Below are 26030 nucleotides of genomic sequence, written 5' to 3' on the forward strand. Positions count from 1 at the left end.
AGTGTCACTACAAAAGTAAACTATAAAATAAATGATAAGTGTTATCATTTGCGTTATCATCTTTTGGCTCTGTATGAGTATGTAAGGAATCATGCAATCTAAACCAACACTTTCAAGGAGTTATACCCATGCTTGAGTTGTACCAAGCTCTCGTCCCTTTCGCCAAGAAACCCTTGTTCTATGCGCTAGCGCTGCTCGGCGCGACGCAGGCGGTGAGCGCTCAGGATGTCACCCAACTGGATACTCTGGTAGTAACGGCGGCCGGTTTTGAACAATCAATTGCCGATGCGCCGGCCAGTATTTCCGTGATCAGCCGTGAAGAGCTGGAGAAAAAGTCATATAGAGACGTGACGGATGCGGTGCAGAATATTCCTGGGGTACATGTCACCGGTGGCGGTGCCATGCAGGATATCAGCATCCGGGGCATGAGCCCGGCTTATACCCTGTATCTGGTCGACGGCCGCCCGGTGTCGGCGGGGCGAGCGGTGAATACCAATGGCCAGGATGGTGGCAAGCAGATTGGCCTACCGCCTATCTCCATGATCGAGCGCGTTGAGGTGATCCGCGGGCCCATGTCCTCCTTGTATGGTGCCGAGGCCATGGGCGGCGTGATTAATATTATTACCCGTAAATCCACGGATGAGTGGAGCGGTAATATCAGTACCGAGTACACCAAGTCGCTCAACGATATTAATAATGATGAGCAGCAAGTGACTTTATTCACCGGTGGCTCGTTAATAGCTGACTTACTCAGTGCACAAGTTAACGCCAGCTGGCAAGGCACTGATGAAAGTGATTTTATCGGAGGAGGTGATTCTGCATCCAGCACGCCAGAGGGTACGCGTAAAAAAGGCGGGGTGAAGTTGACCCTGACGCCGGATGAGGCAAATGCGATTAGCCTGGGTTATGACCATGCCACCATGGATAACACCACCACGCCAGGCAAGAGTATTGCACTGAATAACAGTAGGGGACAGCCCAATACAGTGTCGACTCGAACTTACCAGAAAGACGTCTATCTGCTGGCCCACGACGGCACTTATGGTGACCTGCAACTGAGCAGTTATCTGCAGCACGATGTATCGGAACTGGTACAGGATAAGATAAAAAAAGAAGAAGTCACCCTGCTCAACAGCCAGGGCACCTATTTTTGGGGAGACCATGTATTGACCCTGGGCGGCCAGTATAAATATGAAGACTTTACTGATGAGACCAATGGCCTGCTGAGCAGCAATGTGCCGGGCGCAGTAGCCCAGGTAGACCGCTGGCTGGCTGCGATATATGCCGAAGCCGAATGGACTCTCACCGATTCCCTGAATCTGACCACCGGGTTGCGTTATAACGATGACCAGTTGTTTGGGGGGCATTTAACGCCGCGGGTTTACGCCAACTATCACCTCACACCCGAATTAACATTCAAAGGTGGGGTGTCGACCGGTTATAAACAGCCAGGACTGGCAGCCGCGACTGAAGGATTCGGTCGCGGTACTGGCGGAGGTGGCTCGCCAGCTCCTCACCCGCGGGCGCTGATTATAGGTAACCCGGATCTGACGCCAGAAAAGAGCACCAGCTACGAGGCCGGTTTCGTCTATGACAGTATTGATGCTGGCTTAACCAGCAGCCTGATGTTGTTCCGCACCGAGTTCAAAGACAAAATTGCCGAGAACCGGACCTGTAATACCCCCAATGCCGATCGCAATGATCCCAGTACCTGGACCTGCGCCTTCGGGGGTAACAACTATGTCTTTTTGAGTACCCAGGAAAATATCAGTGATGCGCAAATGCAAGGGGTCGAATTCACGCTGGCCTACGATCTGACGCAAGATGTGAGCGTAAACAGTAGCTATACCTATACCGAATCAGAACAGAAGAGTGGCGATTTTGCGGGACAACCCCTGAATAAAATGCCCAAGCATATGTTGAACGCCACGCTCGACTGGCAAGCCAGCGATCAGTTGGATGTGTGGGTGCAAGGTAACTACAGAGGAAAAACCAGCGATTATTTAAGCCGTACCAGCATGTCTGACGGTACGCCGGGTTATACCTTTGTGGATGTGGGATTGGTGTATCGATTGAACGATACGACAGACGTCAAAGCGGGCATCTATAACGTGGCCAACAAGAAAGTGACCAATGAGGATTATGGCGCCGTATTGGATGGGCGCAGCGTCAATCTGGGATTATCCGTTAACTTCTAAACGGCTCAGCTGTATGGAGCCGGGCGGTTTATGGAAGCCGCCCGGTTTAAAGAAAGCAGGTGCCTTGCAGCTGTTAATATCAGGTCTGCTTGCGACACTGAACTGGTGAAACGCATGCCGATTATCTGTTGATAGTCCGTCGTTTTTTCGCTAAATAGTGATCCAGGCTCCATGGACCGGCACCGGCAGCGGAGAAAAACAAGAATAAAAAGCACCATAACACCGCTAATTCTCCCCCGTTTAACAGCGGCCAGAAATTTTGCGGGGCATGGACGATGAAATAGGCGAAAGCCATTTCGCCCGAGAGCAAAAATGCTACCGGACGCGTAAACAGTCCGATAAGAATGAGCAAACCACCCACGACTTCCAGCGTGCCAGCCGCGCCCATCAGCGAAAACAACTCAAACTCGGCACGTTGTGGCGCCGGAAAGCCAAACATCTTTTGTGTACCGTGTTGTATGAACAAAAAAGCCGCGACTACACGCAATATACTTTGCAGACGAGGGCGCCAAAAGTTCAATATATCTTCCATAGCATCATTCCTTTTTTATCCAGGTGACTGAAATGTAAGGCCTGTGGTTGATCTCTCCAGTGTAAATCGACAGTGAGAACCTAATTTTAGTGTAAATTTAACGCTTTCAGCGTCAGGCATGCAGTGTGGGTGCCGCAGCAGGCGCTGATAAAGCGAGTGCACTCGAAGCGGATGCAGGTCTCGGTCATCTGTTCGGCGGCGAGCTGTGCCCCCAGCTACCGACAGAATCCGGACCAGTCGAACAACCGGTCCGGATGCTGGTAGTCGATGCCGCCGCCCACGATCAGTACCTTCATTTCTATTCAGTGTAACCATGAGGTTAGCAGGTGAATTCAATTGGGTTGTAAAAGGCAACTGATTTTGATTCTTATTTGATTTAAACTCTTCGCCATTGCAAGAGGGAGATGTAGATGAGAATGACTGTTGGGGCCGCCATGCTGGCGGCATTGGCCTTTCAGGCGCTGGCCGCCGCCCAGATAACGGATGACCGGGGGGTGGACATAACACTGCCGCAGCCAGCCAGCCGGCCGGCGGCGATTTCAACCTTTGCCGCAGATACTCTGGTGGCACTGGGCGTTCCTCCCGTGGCGGTCACCCAGTTCGACGAACAGGACAGGCCCGCCTACCTGGGGGATGCAGTCAATGAGGCGGTCAGCCTGGGGACGAGGGGGCAGCCTAACCTGGAGCTCTTGTCCGAGCTGGCACCGGATACGGTGTTGGCGGTGCGTCGCTATACCGAGACCATCGCCGGGCGGATCGACGCCATCGCCCCCTATGTTGCCTTCGACGATCTGACTCTGACGGACAGCCTGAAGGCGGTGTCCGATATCGGCACCCTGGTCGGCAAGCCGGAGCAGGCCGCACGGCTCAACCTGGAATTTCAACAGACCTTGGCACAGATGGCCGGGCAGATAGGGGATCGGGCGGGGCAGAGCATCGCTTTGCTGGTCAGCGCCAGCGAAGAGCCTTTCGTTTACTACGATCATTTTTTGCCGGTGGAACTGGCCAACACCCTGGGACTGCATAATGTGGTCGGTGCCAGCCCCGACTGGCCGGGCAAGCTGCCCTTTGGTTTTCGTATGCCGCTGGAGCAACTACTGGCCGCCGACCCGGATATTCTGGTGTTGTTGCCCAGCGCCCAACCCAGAGCATTTGTCAATAATCCCCTGTGGAAGTACCTCAAGGCGGTCAAAAACCAGCGGGTTTATTTGGTGGGCCAGCACTGGAAGGAAGGCGGTGGACCTGTTGCTCGTGAGCTGATCTTGCTGCAGCTGGGGCATTTGGCCTATCCAGATTTGTTTGATTCGCCCGTTGATCTGCCGGCCGATTTAGCCTTGCACAGCTTCCGATGAAATCGTTTATCTTCTTGCTGGTTATGGCGCCGGTACTGCTCTGGTGTGGGCTGACGGTGGGCCGCTTGTCGCTGAATCCGGCCCAGCTGTGGGCGGCGCTGCTGGGGCAGGGCGACAGCCTGGCTCAGGTGGTGGTATGGGAGCTGCGCCTGCCGCGGGCTCTGTTGGCTTTTTTGGTGGGCGCCTGTCTGGCCTTGTCGGGGCTGGTGATGCAGCGGGTGAGCCGTAATCCGCTGGCGTCCCCCGGGCTGACCGGGGTATCTGGCGGTGCGGCGTTGGCGGTGGTCGCCGGTATTCTGTTGTTGAAGAGCGATAGCAGCCAAACGCCCTGGCTGGCGATTGTTGGTGGCCTGATTGCCGGCCTGCTGACCTTGCTGCTGGCCGGTGGCCGGCAGTTGCAACCTACCCGTATCGTGCTCGCCGGAGTCGCGGTTACTGCCCTGTGCGGCGGCTTGACCACCACCTTGTTGCTGCAAGCGGAGGCGGATGCCGGTGAATTCCTGTACTGGATGGCGGGCGGGGTGGCGGGTCGCAGCTGGCCGCAGTTGACGTTATTGCTGAGCTGCATGGCGCCCCCCCTGCTGGCTCTGTGGCTGACCCGGCGTAATCTGGAGCTGCTCGGCTGTGGTGACGAAATGGCCTTGAGCCTGGGGTTGAGGCCAGCGCGCTGGCGCGCCTGGTACCTGATACTGGCTACCATACTGGCGGCGTCGACAGTGGCGGTAGCCGGTCCTATTGGTTTTGTCGGTTTGCTGGCGCCCCATATGGTGCGTTTTTGCTGGCCGGGTCAACGTCTGCCCATGGGGCTGTGCCTTTTATTGGGCGGTATCTTGCTGATGGCGGCAGATTTGCTGGCCAGACTGCCGGGAACCGCTCAGGAAATTCCGCTGGGGGTGATGACCGCCTTGCTGGGTGGGCCGCTGTTGCTGCGGCTGATGGTGAAGGAGAAAGTATGAAGCGGCTGTTGCCTTCCCTTGGGCTGCCCTTGTTGTTGCTGATGGCCGGGTTTATCGCCTTGATACAAGGCGCGGCCAATGTGCATCTAGCCAACCTGGTGGAGCTGATGGTCGGTGAGGCCGGCGAGCATATCCGTCGGGTGGTACTGGATTATCGTATGCCCAGGGTGTTGCTGGGTATGCTGGTGGGTGCCCACTTTGCGCTCGCCGGTTACCTGCTGCAGCTGATCACCCGCAATCCTCTGGCCGATGCCGGGGTGCTGGGCATTTCTTCCGGCAGCGGACTGGCGGCGGTAACGGTATTCGTGATCATGACCCGGCTATTGGGCGAAGATGCCTCCTATCAGCTGGTGCCGGTCACTCTGACGCTGTTGCCCTGGTTGACGCTGGCCGGGGGGCTGCTGGCGGGGCTGCTGTTGTGGGTGCTATGGCACCGTACCGGGCTGAGCCCGGTACGGTTGGCGGTGGTCGGTGCCACCTGCGCCGCTATCTTCTCTGCCCTGTTGATGGGAGCTCTGGTGGTTTGGGGCCAGGCCACCAGCGAGGTGATCATCCTCTGGTTGGCGGGAACCCTTTACGGTGCCGGCTGGGACAGGGTTTGGGCGCTACTGCCCTGGAGCCTGGTGCTGTTGCCGCTGGTCACCGGCCTGGCCCGGCCCATGCTGCTGCTCGGGCTGGACCGGCAAAAGGCGCTGACTCTCGGCTTTAACGTCAATCTGTGGTCTGGCTTGATACTGGGGCTGGCGGTGGCCCTGGCTGCCAGCGCCGTGGCCATGAGCGGCCCGGTCGGTTTTGTCGGCATACTGGTGCCCTACCTGGCCCGCCGACTTTGCCCGCATAGTGTACAGGCTCAGCTGTGGTCCTGCATCTGGCTGGGCGGTCTACTGGTGGTGGTCGGCGATACCCTGGGACGGGTAATAATGAGCCCATTTGAGCTGCCGGTCGGCGTGGTTACCACTCTGGTCGGTTGCCCTTTCTTCCTCTATCTACTCAATCGCAAGGTGTAAACATGCTGGAAATCGACAAGCTGAGCCTGGGCTATGGTGAGCAGCGGATTGTTAACGGCATCAGTCTCCGGCTGGACGCGGGGGTGTGTGCTCTGCTCGGGCCCAATGGCTGCGGCAAGAGCACGTTGCTCAAGGGGCTGGCCGGACTCTTGGTGCCCGAGGCGGGCGAAATCCGTTTGCAGGGGCGGTCGCTCGTCCGCTGGCCGAGACGCGAACTGGCGCGCCAGCTGGCATTTATGCCCCAGCAGCCGACGGCGCCAGACGAGATCCGGGTGGAACAGCTGGTGATGCTGGGACGCTATCCGCACCTGGGGTTGTGGCGCCGCCCGGGCCAGGAGGATCACGACCGGGTGGGGTGGGCGATGCGGCTGACTGGGGTGGCTGAGCTGGCCAATCGGCAGTTGCGCAGCTTGTCCGGTGGCCAGCAGCAACGGGCCTGGATTGCCATGGCGCTGGCTCAGCAGGCCGGCCTGCTGTTGCTGGATGAGCCGACCACCTATCTGGACTGGGGTTATCAGTTGGAAACCCTGGAGTTGCTCGGGGAGCTGCACAGTGAGCAGGGGTTGTCGGTGCTGATGTCGCTGCATGAACTCAATCAGGCGGCCCGTTATGCAGACCAACTGGTGGTGATGAAAGAGGGGCACTTGATTTGCCAAGGCAGCCCGGCCGAGGTGCTCAGGCGGGAGCTGATCGCCGGTGTGTTCGGCGTCGATGCCCGTATTTCCCAGGATGATGACGGCTATCATTATGCCCTGGCGCGGGGCACGGCCAGGTAGCGTCAGCAAAGCGGATAAAAAGTTCATTTTTTTATTGAATCTAAAAGATAAATATAAAACAATAATCAAATATCAATCATTATCATTTGGGTTTGTTTTATGTATTTTGCAGGGAAAGTGAATCGCTCCGTCGGGTTTAGCCGTCGTCCATTAAGTATTCTGGTTAGCCTGGCGTTGCTGCCGGCTATGCCGTTGATGGCTGCCGAGGCGGTCGCCACCAGCCAACTGAAGCCGGTGGTGGTTGAAGGCGACTGGCTCGGTACCCCGACCAAGGAAAGTGCCAAAACCTACACCGGTGCCCGTAACGTGGTGGACAGCGAAGCGCTGCACGAGCGTAGCGCACTCAACCTGGAGGATGCCCTGCGTCAGGTGCCCGGCATTCAGGTGCTGGATGAAACCGGCACCGGCATACTGCCCAATATCGGGGTGCGCGGCCTGAACCCGCTGCGCAGCGAGCGGGTGCAATTGCTGGTGGATGGTTATCCGATTGCCATCGGTCCCTATACCAATGTGGGCGTGTCGCTGTTTCCGGTGACCCTGCCCAGTCTGGAGGCAGTAGATATCGTCCGTGGCGGTGCCGCCGTGCATTATGGTCCCAACAACGTGGGCGGGGTGCTGAACCTGATCTCCAAACCGATCCCTAACCAGATGGAGCAGACCCTGCGCGAGCGGCTGCTAATCGCCGAGGATACCGGCCATGTGATGACCGACACCTACTATCGGGTGGGCGGTTTCGTAACCGACAACCTGGGCCTGCAGTTTCAGGCCAACCTGCAGAAGGGCAACGGTTTTCGCGATCATTCCGCCACCGAAGTGCAGAATTACATTTTCGATGTGGACTACTTTGCGGACGACATCAACGAGTTCAAGGCTCAGCTGCAGTATTACGACGTGACCGCCGATTTGCCCGGTGCCCTCAGCCCTACCGCCTACCAGGCCAACCGCAATCAATCCCAGCGGCCTCATGATGGTTACGATGCCGACATGTGGCGCTTCAACCTGACCTGGATCCACACCCCGAGTGACAGCCTGGAGTTCGAGTGGCGCAACTTCGCCCATAAGGCGGATCGGACCTTTTTCTTTGGTCAGGATCTGACATCCGGTGGTAACTGGGCCGATCCTGAAGCCAGCGCCAGCCATGTGGCCGACTCGCCCCGGATCTTTAACGTTTACGGCACCGAGCCGAGAGTCACCAAACAGCTGGCTAATCATACCCTGATGCTGGGCGGCCGTTACGTGCGGGAAGAGGTGGAATTCGATGTTAACCGTCTGCAACTTTCTGATGGCAGCTACAACGATCAGGTACGAGACTGGGATTTCACCACCAACGCCTATGCCGCCTATGTCAGCGATACGGTGCACCTGATGGATGATCGCCTGGCCATTACTCCCGGCATCCGTTACGAAGAAGTGCGCACCGATTACCGAGACGACAACTCCGGTGCCACCAGCGGCAACCATACCACCGCCTGGCTGCCCGGCCTGACCGTGGGCCTGCAGGCTACCGATGAAGTGTTTCTGTTTGCCAATGGCCAGCGTTCACTGGTACCGGTACAGACCGCTCAGGTGATCCGCGAGGGCGCAGTAGCCAATGAAACCGCATGGAACTACGAGTTGGGCGCACGTTGGCAGCCGACCGACAGTCTGCAGACTTCAGCGACTCTGTTCCGTATCGACTATCAGGATCAAATCCAGTTCAACAAGGCGCAGAGTGTCTATGAAAACCTGGGCGAAACCCGTCAGCAGGGCATAGAGTTGGAAGGTCGCTGGCAGGCGACCAACGAGCTGGCGCTGGGGCTGGGCTATACCTTGCTGGACAGCGAACAGCGCACCGGTGCCAACCGAGGCAAGGAACTGCCCAATGCACCGCGTCATCATATCAGTGCCGATGCTACTTATAAGGTCGGCTTGTGGACCGCCAGCGCTAGCGCGCTTTATGCGTCTGCGAGCTTCAGTGATGCAGATAACACCGTGATCGAAACTGCGAACGGCAGCGCCGGTGAATTGCCTTCCTATACCTTGGTTAACAGTCGTTTGGGAAGGGATTTCCCGCTAGGTAACGACATGACCCTGAACGTGGGCCTGGGTGTCAACAACCTGCTGGATGACGACGCCTACTTCCGTGGTGCCGACGTCAGCCCGGTCGGCCGTGTGCCCATGCCTGGCCGTACCTATATGCTGGAAGGCCAACTGAACTTCTAAGCTTTTTGGTATACTTACAAAGCCGCAAGCTTAAATAGCGAGCGGCTTTTTTGCGGTAATCTTTGATAATAAGTGCAGCTTTATATTGTCTTTAAAACTAACAAGAGGATTAAATTCCAGCGCATCTTCCAACAAGGCACTGTTGTCGACCCACAGGCTGCCACCAGGGGCACCCTTTCAGCGTCAGGCATGGGCATTACGCCACTAAATGGCACCCCTTCATTTATTAAACGCCTCGCTATCTTCACGTTTCAATATTTTGTGTCCGTCTTCGGTGATGCCTTGTTTCCAGTAGCTACTGAAATAACAATTTGTGTGGGCCACATCATGATGATCAGCAACATACCTGCGAACGGCTTTCATTGCGCTAAATTCACAGGCGCACCAAACGAAAGGGATTCCCTTCAGCCACGGCAGATTTTCTACCTGCGCAGCTAACGACGGCGCTTTATCTTTAATAGACAGATGCACACTCATTCCCTTTGGAAGCGTCAGCGAGGGTAAATCCTCCTCAGACAAGACTTCCACAACGACATGCCCCTTGGCATGTTCAGGCAAGGCGTTAATCAGATTGCTTAACGCGGGGAGGGATGTCATGTCTGCTGCAAACAAAAACCAGTCAGCAGCAAGGTCTATCGGCTTGGTGGCGTTCGGACCAATCATGGATATTCTGTCACCCACACAGGCATGCTGTGCAAAATAATGGCCATGGCCGCCGCGGGCAGTCGAGATGAGGGTGTCTTTTGCTAGCAGTTGATGTTTGACAAAATCGACGATCAATTGCCGTGTTACCGGATTGAAATCCGAAATGGTATAAGTGCGTAATACCGGTTTTTCTTCACCACTCAATAACGCTAAGTCGGTTGCTCCCCAGGGAGTAAACATCAGCTTGATATACTGGCCGGCACAATGTTCGGGGAAGTTGGCAATATCATCGACAGTAAATTCGATGCGCTGCATGTTGGGCGTTATTGAGTAAGACGCGCTTACGGTCAGCGATTGGGCTTGTTTGTTTTTTTTCATTGTGTCCTCGTTAATCTTGAATGCCTGTATTTTGTGCGGGGAGGGCGACCAGGCTGAAGATGTGTTGTTCGGCATAATAAAAGCGGGCATCCAACTCTTTGCCTTGGGGCCATGCAGGGCCCAGATGGCACAGCAGGCGTAACCGCGCCGTACCATTCGTCATATTCCATTCGGTTAATTCGGCATCTTCAAAGCAAAAGCGTATGCCAACCACAGGGTAAAGGGCTTTGAACAGGCTTTCTTTAACAGAGAAAATCAGGGTAACCATAAGGCCGAGTTGTTCGGGAGCAAGCTGACTGAGACGCGCGCGCTCCGCCGCCGTGAGTAGGCTCGTAGCCAGTTTTTTACCCTCGCCGTTGCTCAGGCAATGCTCTATATCCAGCCCCAGTCCCAGATAGTCTGTTTGATGGGCGACCAGCGCGGCGGCCCAGCTATCGCTGTGGGTAATGGAGCCCACACAGCCTGACGGCCACAGGGGAGATCTATCTTGCCTCATACCGGGTACGCACTCTTTACCATTCAGCATCAGCAAGGCCCGTTGCGCGCACCAGCGTCCAGCCATAAATTCGGCACGACGTTTGGTGCTGGCATGGTGCAGACCGGGCGGCAGAGGAATGCGATAACGGCAAGCGTCCTGTTCACCAACAGGGTCATGGTCAAAGCGGGTACTCACCCAGTGGGTCTTTGGTAAAGCAAGCGGCCATGGCCGGTTGTTATCGGGGAGCGCTAAAGAGAATCGGGGTGTTGGCATTCGGCGGTAGCATCACAAAATGGCAGGTGAGTGATAAAACCGCCTCAAGGAGGCGGTTGCGGGGAGTCGTCCGAGGGTTAGTTTACTGCGTAATCAAGGTCACGGTATTACCAGCCGCTTCCACCGGAGTCGGGGCCTCTTCTGGTGCACTACGACCTTTGCCTTTGGACTTGTTGCTGACATAGACCTGGCCGGTTTTCGGGTTGATGGCGATAGTTTGAGGGTGCGTGCCGGTAGACAGGTGAGCACTCACAAAATGAGTCTTGCCATCAATAACAGACACGGTGCCATCATTACGGTTGGCAACGTAAAGGTCGCCACTGGTAGGGTCGAGCTCTGCGCTCAGGGCGCCACCACCGGTTTTAACCGTACTGAGAATATCGCCACTCTCAAGATCGATGAGCACTACGCCCCCCGACTTTTGATTGATGGCAAACAGAATGCCGTTCCTGGTGTCGATTTCCAGGTTAATGGTATTGGAGCTGGCTTCTGGTTCGCCAGCCTTGGTGGCGTCAACAGAAGCGAAAGTACGCAGGACTTTTTGCGTATTGAGATCAACTTCGGCAATTTCGTTTTTGCTCAGATCCGAGACGTAAAGGCGTTGTTTCTCAACATCGATTGCCAGCCCGGCGGCGGTTTTAACCGGCTCCACTATGACCGATTCCAGAGTATCTGTGGCGCCGTCAATTACCCAAACGGCACTCTTGGGACCCGGGGTGCCGTCGCGATCCCTACCGCCCACTGCACTGATATAAATCTTGTTGTTTTTTTCATCAACCACGGCCTGACGCAAATGCGTGGACTCGTCTCCCGGATTTTTTATCAGGGCCACTTCCTCTCCCGAGTCAATCGCGTACACACCTACCACCCCCTTGATGGTATCTACCGCATACAGCTTTTGCGTCTGGCTGTTAATGCCCAGACCAAACGGCGTTGTGTCTCCGGTGGCAATCTTGTTCACCTGCTCAAGGGTGTTGGCATCCAGCACCACTATGCCAGCAGTCACCCGGTTTTTGTTGCTCTGTGCATCCTGATTACGCTCACCTGTTACCGCCGCATAAACCGCCTGGGTCTGGGGGTTGAATACAATTTCATAAACCCGCTCATCGACTTTTACCGAGTGCGTGACTTCAGGGGCCGCAACTGCCAGCTGGGCTGTGCCTATTGCAGCTGCAAGCAAGGTAAAGCTAAAAAGAGTGCGCACACGGGGCATGCGCTGAGGGGAAACAACATTCAAACTTGGTAAAGACATCTAGATCGCTCCTGAAAATAAACGAAAAAATCGAGTGATTAACTGAATAGCCAAGAGCTTGCTTCTTTTGTATCGGTAATGCAAGTGGATATCATTTGCTTTTACGTTTAATTTGTCTTAACTTGCTCAACTTCATTTAACCTGCTTCTTACGGCTTCAATGTTTCAGGCAGATTCAGGTTCATCACACAACAAATTCGGGTTAATCACTGCAATGGGTTCTTTTCAATCGACACCTCAGTTATGGGTGCTCAATTTTGTGGCCTTGGTCGGCACCATGGCGATCATGGCGTTTGTTGCCGTGGTGGGCCCTGTGGTGCGGCTACTCGGTCTGGCCGACTGGCATGCCGGGCTGGCGCTAACCGCCGGTGGCCTATTGTGGATGCTGGCCGCTCGTCGCTGGGGAAAGCTGAGCGATCGCGTCGGGCGCAAGCGCGTCTTGCTGATCTCGCTCGCGGCTTATGCCATTACCTATCTGGTATTGGCCGTTTCCGTTGATGCGGCACTGGGCCGCCCACCCGCCATTGCGCTGTCATTGGCCATCCTGGTGGGAACACGGGCGTTGGTGGGGCTGTTTTACGCCGCCGTGCCAACCATTACTGCCGCATCGGTGGCGGATCAGGTGGCTCCGGGGCAACGTGCCTCGGCCATGGCCAAGCTGGGGACGGCGAATGCCGTGGGCCTGGTAGCCGGGCCCATGGTTGCAGGCTGGATTGCCGTATATGACATCGCTTTGGCGCTGTATGCCGCCACACTCATGCCGGTGCTGGCGATGGGACTGATTGCCTGGAAGTTGCCGGAAACCAAGCCGCCAGCACCAGTACTCGTACCACAGGGGCAGCCAGCGGCTGCGCCAAAGCCGGAGGTTGATTTTTTCGACTCTCGGCTGCGTTTGCCGCTGGCGGCGGTGTTTGTGGCCATGGTGGCCGTGGCCGTTACTCAATCAACGGTGGGCTTTCTGGTGATAGACCGGCTGGCACTGTCACTGAGTGATGGCGCGAAAACGGCAGGCTATGCCTTGACCGCCGTGGGAGGCGGCTTGATTTTTTCCCAGTCGCTGATGATGCACATTCACTGGACCCCCACCCGCTGGTTGCTGATCGGCTCCTTGTTGGCCAGTGGCGGTTTTGGCGCCGTTGCCTTGCTCGACACGGCCGTGCCCATGTTGTGTGCCTTTGTTCTGGCGGGAATGGGCATGGGCTTTGTGCGTCCTGCAGTACAGGCGCTAACCGCAGACTGTGTTGAGTCTCATGAGCAGGGGGCGGCGGCCGGTACTGTGGCCTCCATGCAGGGTTTTTCCATGATTATCGGGCCGCTGGCCGGCACCTTGCTTTATCGTATTTCGCCCGGCGCCCCCTATTTGTTAGTCGTGTTGTTGCTATTGCTGTTGGCGTTGGCCGTATGGCGATATCACGCGCTGGAAGTTGCCCACCGTCGTGCAGGAGTTACTTTATGATGATCTTATCGCCACTTGCCGAAACAGAGGTGAATGCAAAACACCACACGCCGCTGTTTGTCTTGCGTGGCCCGCGGCACACTCTGGAGGCAGAAGGCTGTCTGGCCAGTTTGCCCAGTGGTGCAGCCGCCAGTCTGGGACGCCGGGTAAGCGATTTTTTTGCCCACGACCGTGCCGGGCCCAAGGTGCTGGTGGGGGCGCTACCCTTCGATCCCCATGCCGGGGATGCGCTTTATCAACCCGCGCGTTTGGCCCTGCCCGAGTCGCTGGTGGCCTCGCTGCCAACCGAATTGCCGCCACTGACGGGGTATTCACAGGCTGAGCCCAGGCCGGAACACTATGCGGACATGGTGGCGCGTTGTGTGTCACAACTGACCGGTGAACAGGGCGTGTCGGGTAACGAGGTACTGGGCAAGGCGGTATTGGCGCGCAGCCTGCACTTGCAGGCGACCGGCACCATAGACCCGCTGGTCCTGGCCAGGCGACTGGAACGTGATGTGAGCGTAACTACCTATGTATTGCCGTTGCCAGTGACTCAGAATGAACCACCGGCCTGGCTCGTTGGGGCCACGCCCGAACTGCTGGTATCGGTACGCGGACGCACGGTTGTCTCTCATCCTTTGGCAGGCTCTGCCCGTCGCAGCCATGATGCCGAGGAAGACACGCGAATCTCCGCCGAGCTTGCCGCCTCAAGCAAAGATCGGGAAGAACACCGTTATGTGGTGGATGCCATTGTGGCGGCCTTGGCGCCGCTGTGTAGCGAGCTTGATGCACCTGATATGCCGTCGTTGTACACCACAGACACCATGTGGCATTTGGGCACCAAAATAGTGGGCACCTTGAAAGATGCCGATACCTCGGTGGCCACGCTGGCCGGATTGCTGCATCCCACTCCCGCGGTGTGTGGTACTCCGCGCCAACGGGCGCTGGACACCATCAACAGTCTTGAGCCGGTCGCGCGAGGGTTTTATGCGGGAGCCGTGGGCTGGGTGGATGCCCAGGGTGACGGTGACTGGTATGTGGCCATTCGTTGCGCCCATGTACAAGCCAATACTCTGCGTTTGTTTGCCGGTGCCGGCATAGTGGCCGATTCGGTGCCCGCATTGGAAGTTGCAGAAACAGCGGCCAAATTCAGGGCCATGCTCAATGCCCTTGGCGTAGATGACGCGCACGGCTGCCAACCAGGAAAGTGAGAAATATCATGAACAATACTTCTTCCCAGACACTACCGACCGCTCCGACACGGCTGGCACTTCAGCAAATCTGGCCAGACGCCCTGGTGGCCCGGTACCGCGCCGCCGGTTATTGGCGCGGTGAGACCTTTGCTGCCTTTTTACGGGATCGCGCCGCTCGTTTCGGCGATGACATTGCCGTGGTAGCGGATGAGAGCCGTTACAGTTACGCGCAGCTAGGCCATGAAGCCGAACGCATTGGTGCCGGACTGCTGGCGCAAGGGCTGGAGCCTGGCGACAGGGTCATAGTGCAGTTTGGCAATGTGGCCGAGTTTATCCCCGTGGTATGCGGGCTGTTTTATGCGGGCTTGATTCCCGTGTATGCGCTACCGGCACATCGGATCACCGAAATCAGCCACTTTGCCCGCAAGGCACAAGCCAGTGCTTACATAGCCGGGCAGTATTACGCCGGATTTGACTACCGCCCATTGGCTCGCGAGCTGGTTAATGCCGTGCCGGACATCCAGCACGTGGTGATTGCGGGCGAGGCGCAGGAATTTACCTCCTTGTCGGCACTCGATGGCCATCCGGACGCTTTACCGGACAGGCAGGATCCGCAAGCGGTGGCCTTTTTGCAGATATCCGGCGGCAGCACCGGGCTGTCCAAGCTGATACCGCGTACTCATGACGATTACATCTATTCCTTTCGTGCCAGTAATGAACTCTGCGGTATTACCCGCAACAGCGTCTATATGACCGCCTTGCCGGCGGCCCATAATTTTCCCATGAGTTCACCGGGCTGGCTGGGTGCACTGTATGCCGGGGCGCGGGTGGTGTTAAGCCCGAGTGCCGAGCCCGGCGCTGCCTTTGCCTTGATTGAACGCGAGCGTGTGACCTGCGTGGGACTGGTGCCGCCACTGGCGCTGTTATGGGCCGATGCGGCGACACATACCCAACACGATATTTCCAGCCTGGAAGTGATGCAGGTGGGCGGGGCCAAGCTGGTGCCGGAAGCCGCCCGGCGCCTGGTAAACGGACTCGACTGCAAGCTGCAACAAGTCTTTGGCATGGCCGAAGGTCTGGTTAACTACACCCGCCTGGATGATGCGAACGACATCATTCTTAATACCCAGGGCAGGCCAATCAGCCCCGATGACGACATACGCATAGTGGATGATAACGGCCAGCCGGTGCCTGACGGCACCGCAGGGCATTTGCAGATCAGTGGCCCTTATACCATTCGCGGTTATCACAACGACGAGGCGGCCAATGCACGAAGCTTCACCGCGGATGGCTACTACTGTACCGGCGATATCGTCAAACGCACCCAGGACGGTTATTTAATTGTGCAGGGCAGGGCAAACGATCACATCAACCGTGCCGGTGAAAAAATATCGGCAGAAGAAATCGAGGATCTCTTGCTTGGCCACCCCGCGGTGTTTGATGCCGCCGTGGTGTCGATTCCCGATCCCTATTTAGGCGAGCGCAGCTGTGCCTTCATTATTGCGCGGGGCGAAAAACCCCGTGCGGTTGCCATCAAGAAATGGGTACGCGAGCAGGGGCTGGCGGCCTTTAAAGTGCCGGATCAGATTGTGTTTGCCGAGGCCTTCGACACCACGGCCGTAGGCAAAATCAGCCGGCGTGAGTTGCGTGCCCAACTGCGCCAGCGTTTTTTAGAACAGGAGCAAGACTAATGGGACTGCCCACCATTGAACAGTATGTACTACCCGGCGCCGACGAACTGCCCACGGCGCGGGCCAACTGGACGCCGGACACCGCGCGCATTGCACTGCTGGTACATGATATGCAGCGTTACTTTCTGCGTCCCTTTGCCCCTGATGCGGCCCCACTCGAACCGGCGGTAGCCAACCTGGCTCGGCTGATTGCGCATTGTCGGGCGCGAGACATTCCGGTTTTCTATACCGCGCAAAAAGGTAATCAGCTGCGTGCAGATCGTGGACTGCAGGCCGATCTGTGGGGCCCGGGCATGCACGCCATCCCCGAGCATGAAACCATTATTGATGAACTGGCGCCGGTGGCTGACGATCAGGTACTGGTGAAACACCGTTACAGTGCCTTTCAGCGCAGCAACCTGGAAACCCTGATGCGGGCCCGTGGCCGCGACCAGTTACTGGTCACCGGGGTGTATACCCACATAGGCTGTACCGCCACCGTGGCGGAGGCGTTTCAGCTGGACATTGAGCCCTTTATTGCCGCCGATGCGAGTGCCGACTTTACCCGTGATGATCACCTGGGGGCGCTGCACTGGATAGCACGCACCTGTGGCGTGCCCATGACCACAGAACAACTGTTAAAGGCATTAATATAATGACGACTCCCACTCAAGCCCTGGCTCCCCTGACTCTTGAGCGCATGCGTGCCGATATTGCCCGGCTGGTAGATGAAGCGCCGGAAGAGCTCGAAAATGACGACAACCTGCTCGACTGGGGTCTGGATTCCATGCGCATCTTCAATATTTCGGTGGAGTGGAACAAGACCGGTCTGGAACTACGCTTTGCCGACCTGGCGGAAACCCCCACTCTGGCCGACTGGTGGCAAATAGTACAGCGTCAGCAGCGAGGCCAGTAACATGCAAGCAAGCCGTTATCCGCTAACCGAAGCTCAGCAAGGGCTGTGGTTTGCCCAGCGTCTGGATCCGCATAATCCGGCCTTCAACACGGCCCATGTGCTCTGGCTGGAAGGTGATCTGGATGTGCAGGCCTTTACGGCGGCGGCCAATCAGGCGGCCACCGAGGCCGACAGCCTGGCACTGCGCTTCGCTGATACCGAACGAGGGCCGTGCCAATGGCGGGATACGGCCTGCGTGCCGATGCTGGAGGTCATCGATCTGAGCACCCATGGTGCAGCGGGAGATGAAGCCAGGGCGGCCGCGCTGCAGCAAATGCGTAGTGACCATTTAATGGCGCTGGATCCTGCGCGTGACCGGCTTGCCAGACAACAATTGTTTGTGCTGGGGAACGGGCGTTACGCCTGGTATCTGCGGGTGCATCATCTGGCAACCGATGGCTATGGCATGGGGCTGTTTGGCGAACGGGTGAGTGCACTGTATGGCGGCGATAGTCACCATCGGCCCTTTGCGCCTTTATTGCCCGTGCTGGAAGAAGACGCCGAGTATCAGCAATCGGATCGCCGGGATCGTGATGCAGCCTATTGGCATCACACCCTGACCGATCTTCCACCTCCCGCCAGTTTGGCAAACGAGACGGCTGGCGATGCAAGTGAATATCAGTGCTGGCGGCAGGTGACACCATTGGACACCGAGCTGATGGCGCGCCTGACCAACCTGGCCGAGATGCGCAATCAGCCCTGGCCCGATCTGTTAACCGTGCTCACCGCCGAATATTGCCGCCGCCACACCCAGGGCGCCAATGAAGTTGTCGTGGGGGTGCCTTATATGGGGCGTCTGGGCAGCAAGGCGGCGCGGGTGCCGGCCATGGTAATGAACGTGTTGCCATTGGCGCTGCGCGAAGCAGACGAGCCAGCCAGTGCCACCCTGGACACTTTTATGCGCCATACCGGGCGTGAACTGACCCGGGGGCGTCGCCATGGCCGTTACCGTGGCGAACAGCTGCGCCGCGATCTGGGACTGATTGGCGGTCAACGTCGACTTTATGGCCCCTTGATTAATGTACAGCCTTTTTACAGTCCCCTGCTGTTCAATGGCTTGAAGAGCCAGCTGGACATTCTTTCTACCGGGCCGGTCGAGGATATCACCCTGGGGTTTCGTGGTGATGCCAAAGCCGCGCTGGATCTCGAAATTGAAGCCAACGGTGCCTTATATACCCCACAAGAGGTCGAGGCTCACGCCACACGCTTGCCCGCCTTTTTAAAGGCCGCCATTGAGGTCTGTTACGCCGAAGGTGAGTTGCAGGATATTGCCCTGGCGACCCCCGCCGAAACCCGGCGTTACCTTCATGAGGTGAATGCCACGGCTCATCCTGTGCCTGCGACGACCCTGGTGGCACTGTTTGAGGCGAAAATGCTCGCCACTCCCGAGGCAACCGCGCTGGTACTGGGCGAGCAAACCCTGAGTTACGCCGAGCTGGAGCAGCGAACGCGTGCGCTGGCGCTGCAATTGCAAGCGCTGGGGGTCACGCGCAATACCATAGTGGCGGTTGCCCTGGCGCGCTCTTTCGAACTGGTGATTGCGCTGGTGGCCATTCAGCGGGCCGGTGGCGCTTATTTGCCGCTGGACGCGGCTCAGCCTGATGATCGGTTGGCGCGCATTCTCGACTCGGCGCAGCCGGTGTGTTTGCTGACCACTGAGGCGGCGCGCTTTGCCGACCGGTTGGTGCTGAAGCCCGAAGACTGGCACGCCAGTGTGTCTAACAGCAATCAGGCAAGTCTGAATACCCAGGCAGAGCCCAGCGATGCGGCTTATGTCATCTATACCTCGGGGTCGACCGGCGAACCCAAAGGGGTGGTGGTTGAGCATCAGGCCATTGTCAATCGACTGCTGTGGATGCAGGACTTTTTTGCCATCGATGCCAGCGAGCGCATCTTGCAAAAAACCCCGGCCACCTTTGATGTGTCGGTGTGGGAATTTTTTCTGCCCCTGCTGGCCGGTGCCCGGTTGGTGATAGCGCAGCCCGATGCGCATCAGGATCCGCGCATTATTGCCAATCTGATCCGCGAACACGGCATTACCACGCTGCATTTTGTGCCCTCCATGCTGGCAACCTTTCTGGCTTCGCCCGGCATCACAACCGGCTCGCTACGGCGGGTTATCGTCAGTGGCGAGGCCCTGGCTGCCTCGCTGCGTGCGCGTTTTCATCAGCAACTGACAGCCGAGTTGTTCAATCTTTATGGCCCCACCGAAGCCGCGGTAGACGTGAGCTACTGGCATGCCAGCCGCGAGGATCACAGCACCTCGGTACCGATCGGGTTTCCGGTGTGGAATACCCAGCTGTATGTGCTGGACTCGCAATTGCGTGCCTTGCCGCCCGGCGTTGCGGGAGACCTGTATCTGGGCGGTGTACAGCTGGCAAGGGGCTATCTGGGCCAGCCCGAACTGACGGCTGAACGTTTTATCGCGCATCCGTTCATTCACGGCGAACGATTGTATAAAAGTGGCGATGTGGCCCGTTTTCGTGAAGACGGAGCCATCGAATATCTGGGGCGCAGCGACGATCAGGTAAAACTGCGGGGGCTGCGTATCGAGTTGGGGGACATCAACCATGCCCTGAGCACGGCTGCCGGGGTGGCCAGCGCCGAGGTGCTGTTGCGCCAGGTTGGCGGCGAGCCGCGCCTGGTGGCTTATGTGCAGCCGCAGTCGAGGCACGTCGATGGCCTGGAACCGGGCGCCCTGCGTGCGCATCTGGCAGCGCGCTTGCCCGACTATATGATTCCGACGGCGTTTGTGACGGTGCAAGAGTGGCCCTTGTCGGCCAACGGCAAATTAAACCGCAAAGCCCTGCCATTGCCAGAAGCCGCCCAGTCGGCAGGTGGCGAGCTGAGCAGCGACACCGAACGTGAACTGGCCCGCCTGTTTGCCGAGCAGCTGAATATCAGTCAGGCGATAGGGGCTGACGATGACTTTTTTGCGCTGGGCGGCGACTCCTTGTCGGCGGTGCATCTGTTGCTGGCCATTCAACAGCGCTGGCATTGGGACCCGGGCTTTGGTGCCTTGTTTGCCTCGCCCACGGTGGCGGGGTTGGCGGCGCTGATCGACGCGCCGGGTGCCAATGCCGATGATGGGCTGGGTGACAGTATTCTGCTGGCGCAAGGAGCGGCCAATCTGGCCCCGGTGTTTGCCATTCATCCGGCAGGCGGCATTGCCTGGAACTACCGCGAACTGGCGCAGACTCTGTCGCCCAGACGTACCCTGTATGGGTTGCAATCGCCGGCGCTGCACAGCTCGCCAAATCATGGGCACCCGCCAGAGCAAAGCATAGCCGCGCTGGCCGCTCGTTATGTCAACACCCTGACCAGGCTGCATCCGCACGGGCCCGTGCATCTGGTTGGCTGGTCTGTGGGGGGCATTATTGCTCACGCCATGGCAATTTGCCTGCGTGAGCAGGGCCGTGACGTCGGTATGGTGGCGCTGCTGGATGCCTATCCTGCCGAGTGCTGGCGTGCCGAACCCGAGCCCGATCCGGTGGCGGCGCTGCGGGCATTGCTGGCGATTGCCGGTTACGATCCGGAGCAACACCTGGCGCTGGACAGCCGCGAGAAAGTGGTGGCCTTCCTGCGCCGGGGTGACAGCACCCTGGGCAACCTGCCCGACGCGGCACTGGATGGCGTGGTGCGTGCGGTTACCAGCACCAACAAGCTGGTGCGCGGTCATTATCATGGCCGTTATCACGGCCGCATTCTGCACCTGCGCGCCGGGCACGATCACAGCGACAAACCGCAGCTGCAGGCCAGTTTGTGGTCTGATTATGCCCGCGACATAACAGCGCTTGAACTGCCATTTTTACATGCCGAAATGACAGGGCGCGACGCCTCGGTGCGCATGGCACCGCTGTTGGCCGATTGCATGGCCGAGTATGACGCGGCATATGTGACGGGCAAGGTAACACAGAACTTACAGGAGACCTCATGCAGTTGAGCGGATTTAACGGCACCCTTGCCCTGGTAACCGGTGCCGGTGGTGGTATTGGCGAAGCACTGGTAAACCAGCTGCGTGCCAGCGGTTGTATCGTGGTAGCCACGGATCTTGTTGCCCCTGTGATGGAAGACGTACCCGGGCTCCCTGCGATGCATGCCATGGCACTGGATGTGACCGACTCCCGGGCGGTAGACGCGCTGGTGGCCAGAGTAGAGCACGAGCTGGGGCCGATAGGCTTTGGCATCAATGTGGCCGGTATACTGCAATTTGGCACGGTGGAGCATATCGACGATGCCACCTGGCGGCGCACCTTTGCGGTGAATGCCGACGGTGTATTTTATGTGTCACGGGCACTGGCCCGAGTCATGACGCCCCGCCGCCGGGGCGTCATCGTCACGGTCGGGTCGAACGCCGCCGGTATTCCCCGCCATGCGATGGCCGCTTACGCCGCTTCCAAGGCGGCGACGGCCATGTTCATGCGCTGTCTGGGACTGGAGCTGGCGCCATTTGGCATTCGCTGCAACAGCGTGGCTCCGGGCTCCACCCGCACTCCGATGCAAACCGGTATGTGGGCGGATGACAGTGGCGAGCAGCGGGTGATAGACGGCATTCCCGAGGACTATAAAACCGGGATTCCACTGGGCAAGCTGGCGCAGCCGGAAGATATTGCCAATGCGGTGATGTTTTTGTTGTCCGATCAGGCCGGGCATATCGTGATGGATGATTTATACGTGGACGGTGGCGCGACGCTGCGCGCCTGATTCCCTTGCATGTTTGAGAAAGGAATTTTAATGGAAGGTATTTTACGCATTGGCACCACGGCTGTGGTTCGTGCATTGGCGACCGGCATGTTGGTGGTGTGCTCGGCTCTGACACCATTGACGGCCGCCGCCGGGCAAGAGGTAACCGACCTGCGCGGCAGAACCGTGACCGTGCCCGATAACATTGACACCATCGCCATTGATGATGGGCGTTTTCTGCTGGCATTGTCATTGATTGATCCCGATCCGGTGAGCAAGCTCGCCGCCTGGCCAAACGACATCAACCGTTTGGGCGAGGAATTCTATCAGCGTACGGTGGCGGCGTTCCCTGCCATGAAGTCACTGCCTGTGGTGTCCAGCTCGGCAGAAAGCTTCGATATGGAGTCGATGCTGGCCGCCGATCCTGATGTGGCGGTGGTATCGCTGAGCCGTGGCCCGACGGATGATCAGGTGGCCATGTTGCAAGCCTCGGGCATTGCGGTGGTGTTTATTGACTTCTTTATCGATCCCTTCAAGCATCAGGCTCCCAGCCTTGAACTATTGGCCCGCTTGACCGGCAACCAGCCCCAGGCACAGGCGTATCTGGCGCTGCGCGAGCAACACCTGGCGCGTATTTCACAACGTCTTGATGAGGGCGACGTCTCCAGGCCGACGGTATTCATGGAGGCCCATGCGGGCATCACCCAAGATTGCTGTTTTTCGCCGGGTAATGGCGGCATAGGTGACTACATTGCGTTTGTGGGCGGGCACAACATAGGGGCCGACGTGCTGACCAAAGCCTCGGGCAAACTCAATCTTGAATATATTATTGCCAGCGATCCCGATGTGTATATTGCCACCGGCGGACCCGCGTTGGCGAAAAATGGCGGTCTGGTCATGGGGGGGGGGTATAGCGTGCCAGACGCACAGGCGGCATTGTCCAGGGTCGCCAGCCGTCATGGCATTGCCGATCTCTCGGCGGTGAGCCAGGGGCGGGTACACGGCCTGGCCCATCAGCTATTGAACTCGCCGCTGGATATTGTGGCGGTAGAGGCATTGGCCAAATGGATACACCCCCGGCTTTTTGCCGATCTGGATCCCGCAAGTACCTTGCAGCTTATTAACGAGCGCTTTCTGGCCTTGCCGTATACCGGCACCGGCTGGGTTGATCTTCCCTCATCGCAACACCCTTGAAACAGGCTACTTTCGTGAATACCTTGACTGATCTATCTACGCCGGGCGCTGCCACCACTGATTCCGCTGCCATTCTGTCGGCTTATCGCAGCAAGGTACGCTGGCGCGTACTGATTTTGGCGGTATTGGTGCTGCTGTGCCTGGGGGCCCTGGTGCTCGACATGATTACCGGGCCTTCTTCGCTGACCGCGGCCCAGGTGTGGGCGGGGATCCTCAATCCAGACAGTGTATCCACCGCACAAAAAACCATTATCTGGAATGTACGTTTGCCCTATGCCCTGATGGCCATGCTGGTGGGAGCGGCCTTGTCGCTGGCCGGCGCCGAAATGCAGGCCATTCTCAATAATCCCCTGGCCAGCCCTTTTACCCTGGGGGTATCGTCGGCGGCTTCCTTTGGCGCGGCCTTGGCTATTGTGCTGGGGATCAGTTTGCCGTTTGTTTCTACCGAGTGGATGGTGTCACTGAACGCCTTCATTTTTGCTCTGGGATCGGTATTGCTGTTACAGCTGATGACGCGGTTGCGCAGTGCCAGTGTGGAAACCATGGTGTTGCTGGGCATCGCCCTGGTGTTTGTATTTAACGCGCTGGTGGCCTTCGTGCAGTTTGCCTCATCCCAGGCGGCACTGCAGCAACTGGTATTCTGGAGCATGGGCTCGCTCTCGCGGGCAAATTGGCAGAATGTGGGCTTGCTGGCGCTGGTGTTATTGGTTGTGGTGCCATTCTCGCTGGCATCGGCCGGCAAGTTGACCGCACTGCGTCTGGGGGAAGACAGGGCGCGCAGCTTTGGTATCAACGTGGGGCGGCTGCGCTTTCTGGCGCTGTTGCGGGTCAGTATTCTGGCGGCCACGTCGGTGGCGTTTGTGGGCACCATTGGCTTTATCGGCCTGGTTGGGCCGCACATTGCCCGACTGATGCTGGGAGAAGATCACCGCTTTTTGCTGCCCGGCAGTATTTTAACCGGGGCCTTGATCATGGCGTTGGCCTCGGCCACCAGCAAGGTGCTGGTACCGGGCGTATTACTGCCGGTAGGCATAGTGACCTCGATTGTGGGGGTGCCGGTATTTTTATTGCTGATCTTCTGGAAGCCGGAGAAACAATCATGAGCAAGATTGAGCAAACGGCCAGCGAGCAGAGTGCAGGCCTGCAGATCAGTGGCTTGTCCACCGGTTATCGCAAGCGCCATATCATTCAACAGATCAGCCTGCCAACGCTGGCTGCCGGCGGGGTGTATTCACTGATTGGCCCTAATGCGGCGGGTAAAAGCACGCTGATGCGCGCCCTGGCCGGCTTGCAAGCGGCCAGGGGATCGGTGCGCCTTGACGGTTATGAGTTGATTGGTCGGCCGTTGGCCGACTGGGCGCGGCGCGTTACTTACATGCCGCAAACGCTGCCGCAAGGGGTGTCGCTGAACGTGCTGGAAAGCGTGATCAGCGCGCTGCGAGCTTCCCCGATGGAGGGCGCGAGTTCGAGCCAGGAGGTCAAGCAATATGCGGTGGAGGTTCTCGAACGGGTGGGCATTGTCGATCTGGCGCTGAGAAACCTGGGGCATCTGTCTGGCGGGCAGCGCCAGTTGGTTTCGCTGGCCCAGGTACTGGCGCGTAACCCCAGGGTGCTGCTGCTCGACGAGCCGATCAGTGCCCTGGACTTGAAGCATCAGTTTCGGGTGATGCGACTGGTGCATGAACTGGCTCGCGAGCGCAACATGATAGTAGTGGCGGTGCTGCACGATCTTAATGTGGCGGCACGCTGGTCCGACGGTATCGTGATGCTGGCTCAGGGGCAGGTGGTCGCCAGCGGCACTCCCGGTGAGGCCATTACCCCGGACACTCTGGCTCGGGTATATGGGGTGCAAGCGCGGGTAGGGCAGTGCTCTCAGGGCAATATGCAGGTCATGATTGACGATGTGATTTATGGCTAAGCCGGCGCTTGTTCTGCGGTTGACCAACGACCTGGCAAGATTCGATAAAGAGGTAGGGGATATGAAGGAAAGCCAGCATCGGGAATGCGTGTCGCGGGCGAACGGGGCGGCGTATCAGATAAGCGTGTGGATACCGCCGGGCACTCCGCCAGCGGGTGGCTGGCCGGTGGTGTACGTGCTGGATGCCAATGCCATGTTTGCCACTTTTGTCGAGGCCATTCAACGCAGCGGCCGTCGTCCCGATGCGACCGGCATTGGCATGGCGGCGGTGGTGGGCATTGCCCACGGCGGCGAGCGCCTGTTTGCCACCGAATATCGTTATCGTGACTATACCTTCGAGGCATCGACGCTGGTTGACGCGAATCATGCCGCAGACAAGGCCGGTGGCGGGGCGGAATTTCTCGCGTTTATTGCCGAGCAGCTGGCCCCCGAACTGAGCGCAGAGTTTGGCCTGAATGCCGCGCGTCAGTCATTGTTTGGCCACTCGCTGGCCGGTTACTTTGTGCTGAACGCGCTGGCTGTTCGGCCAGAGGTTTTTTGTCATTATGCGGCCATCAGCCCGTCGGTATGGTGGCAGCCTGAGGCGCTGGCTATGCGCCTGAATGCATTGGAGCAAGCCGCGACCGAGAGTATTCGCGGTGTGTTGGTGGCGGTGGGGGAATGGGAAGGGCAGCCTGCCCCCTGGCTGTTGGGTACCCCGGGTGTGGCGGCGCTTGTGCAAAGGCGCGCAGCGCGCCAGATGATAACGCAGGCCTGTGCAGCGGCCGACCATTTGCGGCCGGTATTGGGCGAGCGGGTTACCTACCGCTGTTTTCCTGAAGAAGACCACTCTTCTATTGTGATGATCGCCATTCAGCGCACCCTGCGCCTGATGTTTTCTTAAACGTTTTCTCTGAACGATGAAATAAAAAACAGCGACCAGCGCTGTTTT

General features: G+C 58.0%; 21 protein-coding genes. 17 read left to right on the top strand and 4 right to left on the bottom strand.

The features are described from left to right. Positions 1–128: 128 nt before the first annotated feature. Positions 129–2198: a TonB-dependent receptor domain-containing protein gene (locus IEW52_RS05010; RefSeq protein WP_188628976.1), complete on the top strand. Its 2070-nt coding sequence runs from the start codon at positions 129–131 to the stop codon at positions 2196–2198. 121 nt (positions 2199–2319) lie between these two features. Here IEW52_RS05010 and IEW52_RS05015 read toward each other — a convergent pair whose 3' ends face one another. After that, on the bottom strand, positions 2320–2730 hold the full coding sequence (locus IEW52_RS05015; RefSeq protein ID WP_188628977.1) for a DoxX family protein: 411 nt from the start codon (positions 2728–2730) through the stop codon (positions 2320–2322). Positions 2731–3140: 410 nt separating this feature from the next. On the opposite strand from IEW52_RS05015, the gene IEW52_RS05020 reads away from it, so the two are divergent. The 5 genes from IEW52_RS05020 (at position 3141) to IEW52_RS05040 (ending at position 9023) form a co-directional block, all read left to right on the top strand. After that, positions 3141–4082 (top strand): ABC transporter substrate-binding protein, encoded by a 942-nt coding sequence (locus IEW52_RS05020; protein ID WP_188628978.1) that lies wholly within the window; start codon positions 3141–3143, stop codon positions 4080–4082. After that, entirely contained in the window at positions 4079–5038 is a 960-nt protein-coding gene (locus tag IEW52_RS05025) for a FecCD family ABC transporter permease (protein ID WP_188628979.1), read from the top strand. The genes IEW52_RS05020 and IEW52_RS05025 overlap by 4 nt, the downstream gene beginning before the upstream one ends. Continuing rightward, complete coding sequence (locus tag IEW52_RS05030) at positions 5035–6045, top strand: FecCD family ABC transporter permease (protein WP_188628980.1); 1011 nt, start codon at positions 5035–5037, stop codon at positions 6043–6045. The genes IEW52_RS05025 and IEW52_RS05030 overlap by 4 nt, the downstream gene beginning before the upstream one ends. Before the next feature lie 2 nt (positions 6046–6047). Next, positions 6048–6821 (top strand): ABC transporter ATP-binding protein, encoded by a 774-nt coding sequence (locus IEW52_RS05035; RefSeq protein WP_188628981.1) that lies wholly within the window; start codon positions 6048–6050, stop codon positions 6819–6821. 99 nt (positions 6822–6920) lie between these two features. Beyond that, positions 6921–9023: a TonB-dependent receptor family protein gene (locus tag IEW52_RS05040; protein ID WP_188628982.1), complete on the top strand. Its 2103-nt coding sequence runs from the start codon at positions 6921–6923 to the stop codon at positions 9021–9023. Between the two features lie 219 nt (positions 9024–9242). On the opposite strand, the gene IEW52_RS05045 is transcribed toward IEW52_RS05040, so the two are convergent. The 3 genes from IEW52_RS05045 to IEW52_RS05055 all read right to left on the bottom strand — a co-directional run bounded on the left by IEW52_RS05045 (position 9243) and on the right by IEW52_RS05055 (position 12049). Next, entirely contained in the window at positions 9243–10046 is an 804-nt protein-coding gene (locus tag IEW52_RS05045) for a siderophore-interacting protein (RefSeq protein ID WP_188628983.1), read from the bottom strand. Positions 10047–10056: 10 nt separating this feature from the next. Next, a complete protein-coding gene (locus IEW52_RS05050; protein WP_188628984.1) occupies positions 10057–10719 on the bottom strand; it encodes a 4'-phosphopantetheinyl transferase family protein in 663 nt (220 codons plus the stop codon). 160 nt (positions 10720–10879) lie between these two features. Continuing rightward, the gene (locus IEW52_RS05055) at positions 10880–12049 is read right to left on the bottom strand and encodes a YncE family protein (protein ID WP_188628985.1); all 1170 of its coding nucleotides are present in this window, start codon (positions 12047–12049) and stop codon (positions 10880–10882) included. Between the two features lie 213 nt (positions 12050–12262). Here IEW52_RS05055 and IEW52_RS05060 point away from each other — a divergent pair, with 213 nt between their 5' ends. From IEW52_RS05060 to IEW52_RS05110, 11 genes are read left to right on the top strand one after another with little or no spacing between them, the layout of a single operon-like run. Beyond that, positions 12263–13504, top strand: coding sequence for an MFS transporter (locus IEW52_RS05060; RefSeq protein WP_188628986.1), 1242 nt, complete (start codon positions 12263–12265; stop codon positions 13502–13504). Next, positions 13501–14697 (top strand): isochorismate synthase, encoded by a 1197-nt coding sequence (locus IEW52_RS05065; RefSeq protein ID WP_188628987.1) that lies wholly within the window; start codon positions 13501–13503, stop codon positions 14695–14697. Before IEW52_RS05060 ends, IEW52_RS05065 begins: the two co-directional genes overlap by 4 nt. Before the next feature lie 8 nt (positions 14698–14705). Further along, the gene (locus IEW52_RS05070) at positions 14706–16370 is read left to right on the top strand and encodes a (2,3-dihydroxybenzoyl)adenylate synthase (protein ID WP_188628988.1); all 1665 of its coding nucleotides are present in this window, start codon (positions 14706–14708) and stop codon (positions 16368–16370) included. Then, positions 16370–17005, top strand: coding sequence for an isochorismatase family protein (locus IEW52_RS05075; protein ID WP_188628989.1), 636 nt, complete (start codon positions 16370–16372; stop codon positions 17003–17005). Before IEW52_RS05070 ends, IEW52_RS05075 begins: the two co-directional genes overlap by 1 nt. Further along, entirely contained in the window at positions 17005–17265 is a 261-nt protein-coding gene (locus IEW52_RS05080; protein WP_188628990.1) for a phosphopantetheine-binding protein, read from the top strand. The genes IEW52_RS05075 and IEW52_RS05080 overlap by 1 nt, the downstream gene beginning before the upstream one ends. A 1-nt stretch (position 17266) precedes the next feature. After that, complete coding sequence (locus IEW52_RS05085; protein WP_188628991.1) at positions 17267–21247, top strand: non-ribosomal peptide synthetase; 3981 nt, start codon at positions 17267–17269, stop codon at positions 21245–21247. Continuing rightward, a complete protein-coding gene (locus tag IEW52_RS05090; RefSeq protein ID WP_188628992.1) occupies positions 21238–22008 on the top strand; it encodes a 2,3-dihydro-2,3-dihydroxybenzoate dehydrogenase in 771 nt (256 codons plus the stop codon). Before IEW52_RS05085 ends, IEW52_RS05090 begins: the two co-directional genes overlap by 10 nt. Before the next feature lie 30 nt (positions 22009–22038). Continuing rightward, positions 22039–23181, top strand: coding sequence for an ABC transporter substrate-binding protein (locus IEW52_RS05095; RefSeq protein ID WP_229667800.1), 1143 nt, complete (start codon positions 22039–22041; stop codon positions 23179–23181). Positions 23182–23195: 14 nt separating this feature from the next. After that, positions 23196–24284: a FecCD family ABC transporter permease gene (locus IEW52_RS05100; RefSeq protein ID WP_229667801.1), complete on the top strand. Its 1089-nt coding sequence runs from the start codon at positions 23196–23198 to the stop codon at positions 24282–24284. Continuing rightward, on the top strand, positions 24281–25099 hold the full coding sequence (locus tag IEW52_RS05105) for an ABC transporter ATP-binding protein (RefSeq protein WP_188628993.1): 819 nt from the start codon (positions 24281–24283) through the stop codon (positions 25097–25099). Before IEW52_RS05100 ends, IEW52_RS05105 begins: the two co-directional genes overlap by 4 nt. Continuing rightward, positions 25092–25982: an alpha/beta hydrolase gene (locus IEW52_RS05110; protein ID WP_188628994.1), complete on the top strand. Its 891-nt coding sequence runs from the start codon at positions 25092–25094 to the stop codon at positions 25980–25982. Before IEW52_RS05105 ends, IEW52_RS05110 begins: the two co-directional genes overlap by 8 nt. Positions 25983–26030: the final 48 nt, after the last annotated feature.

The sequence above is a fragment of the Oceanisphaera marina genome (genome assembly GCF_014643915.1).
Taxonomy (GTDB): Bacteria; Pseudomonadota; Gammaproteobacteria; order Enterobacterales; family Aeromonadaceae; genus Oceanimonas; species Oceanimonas marina.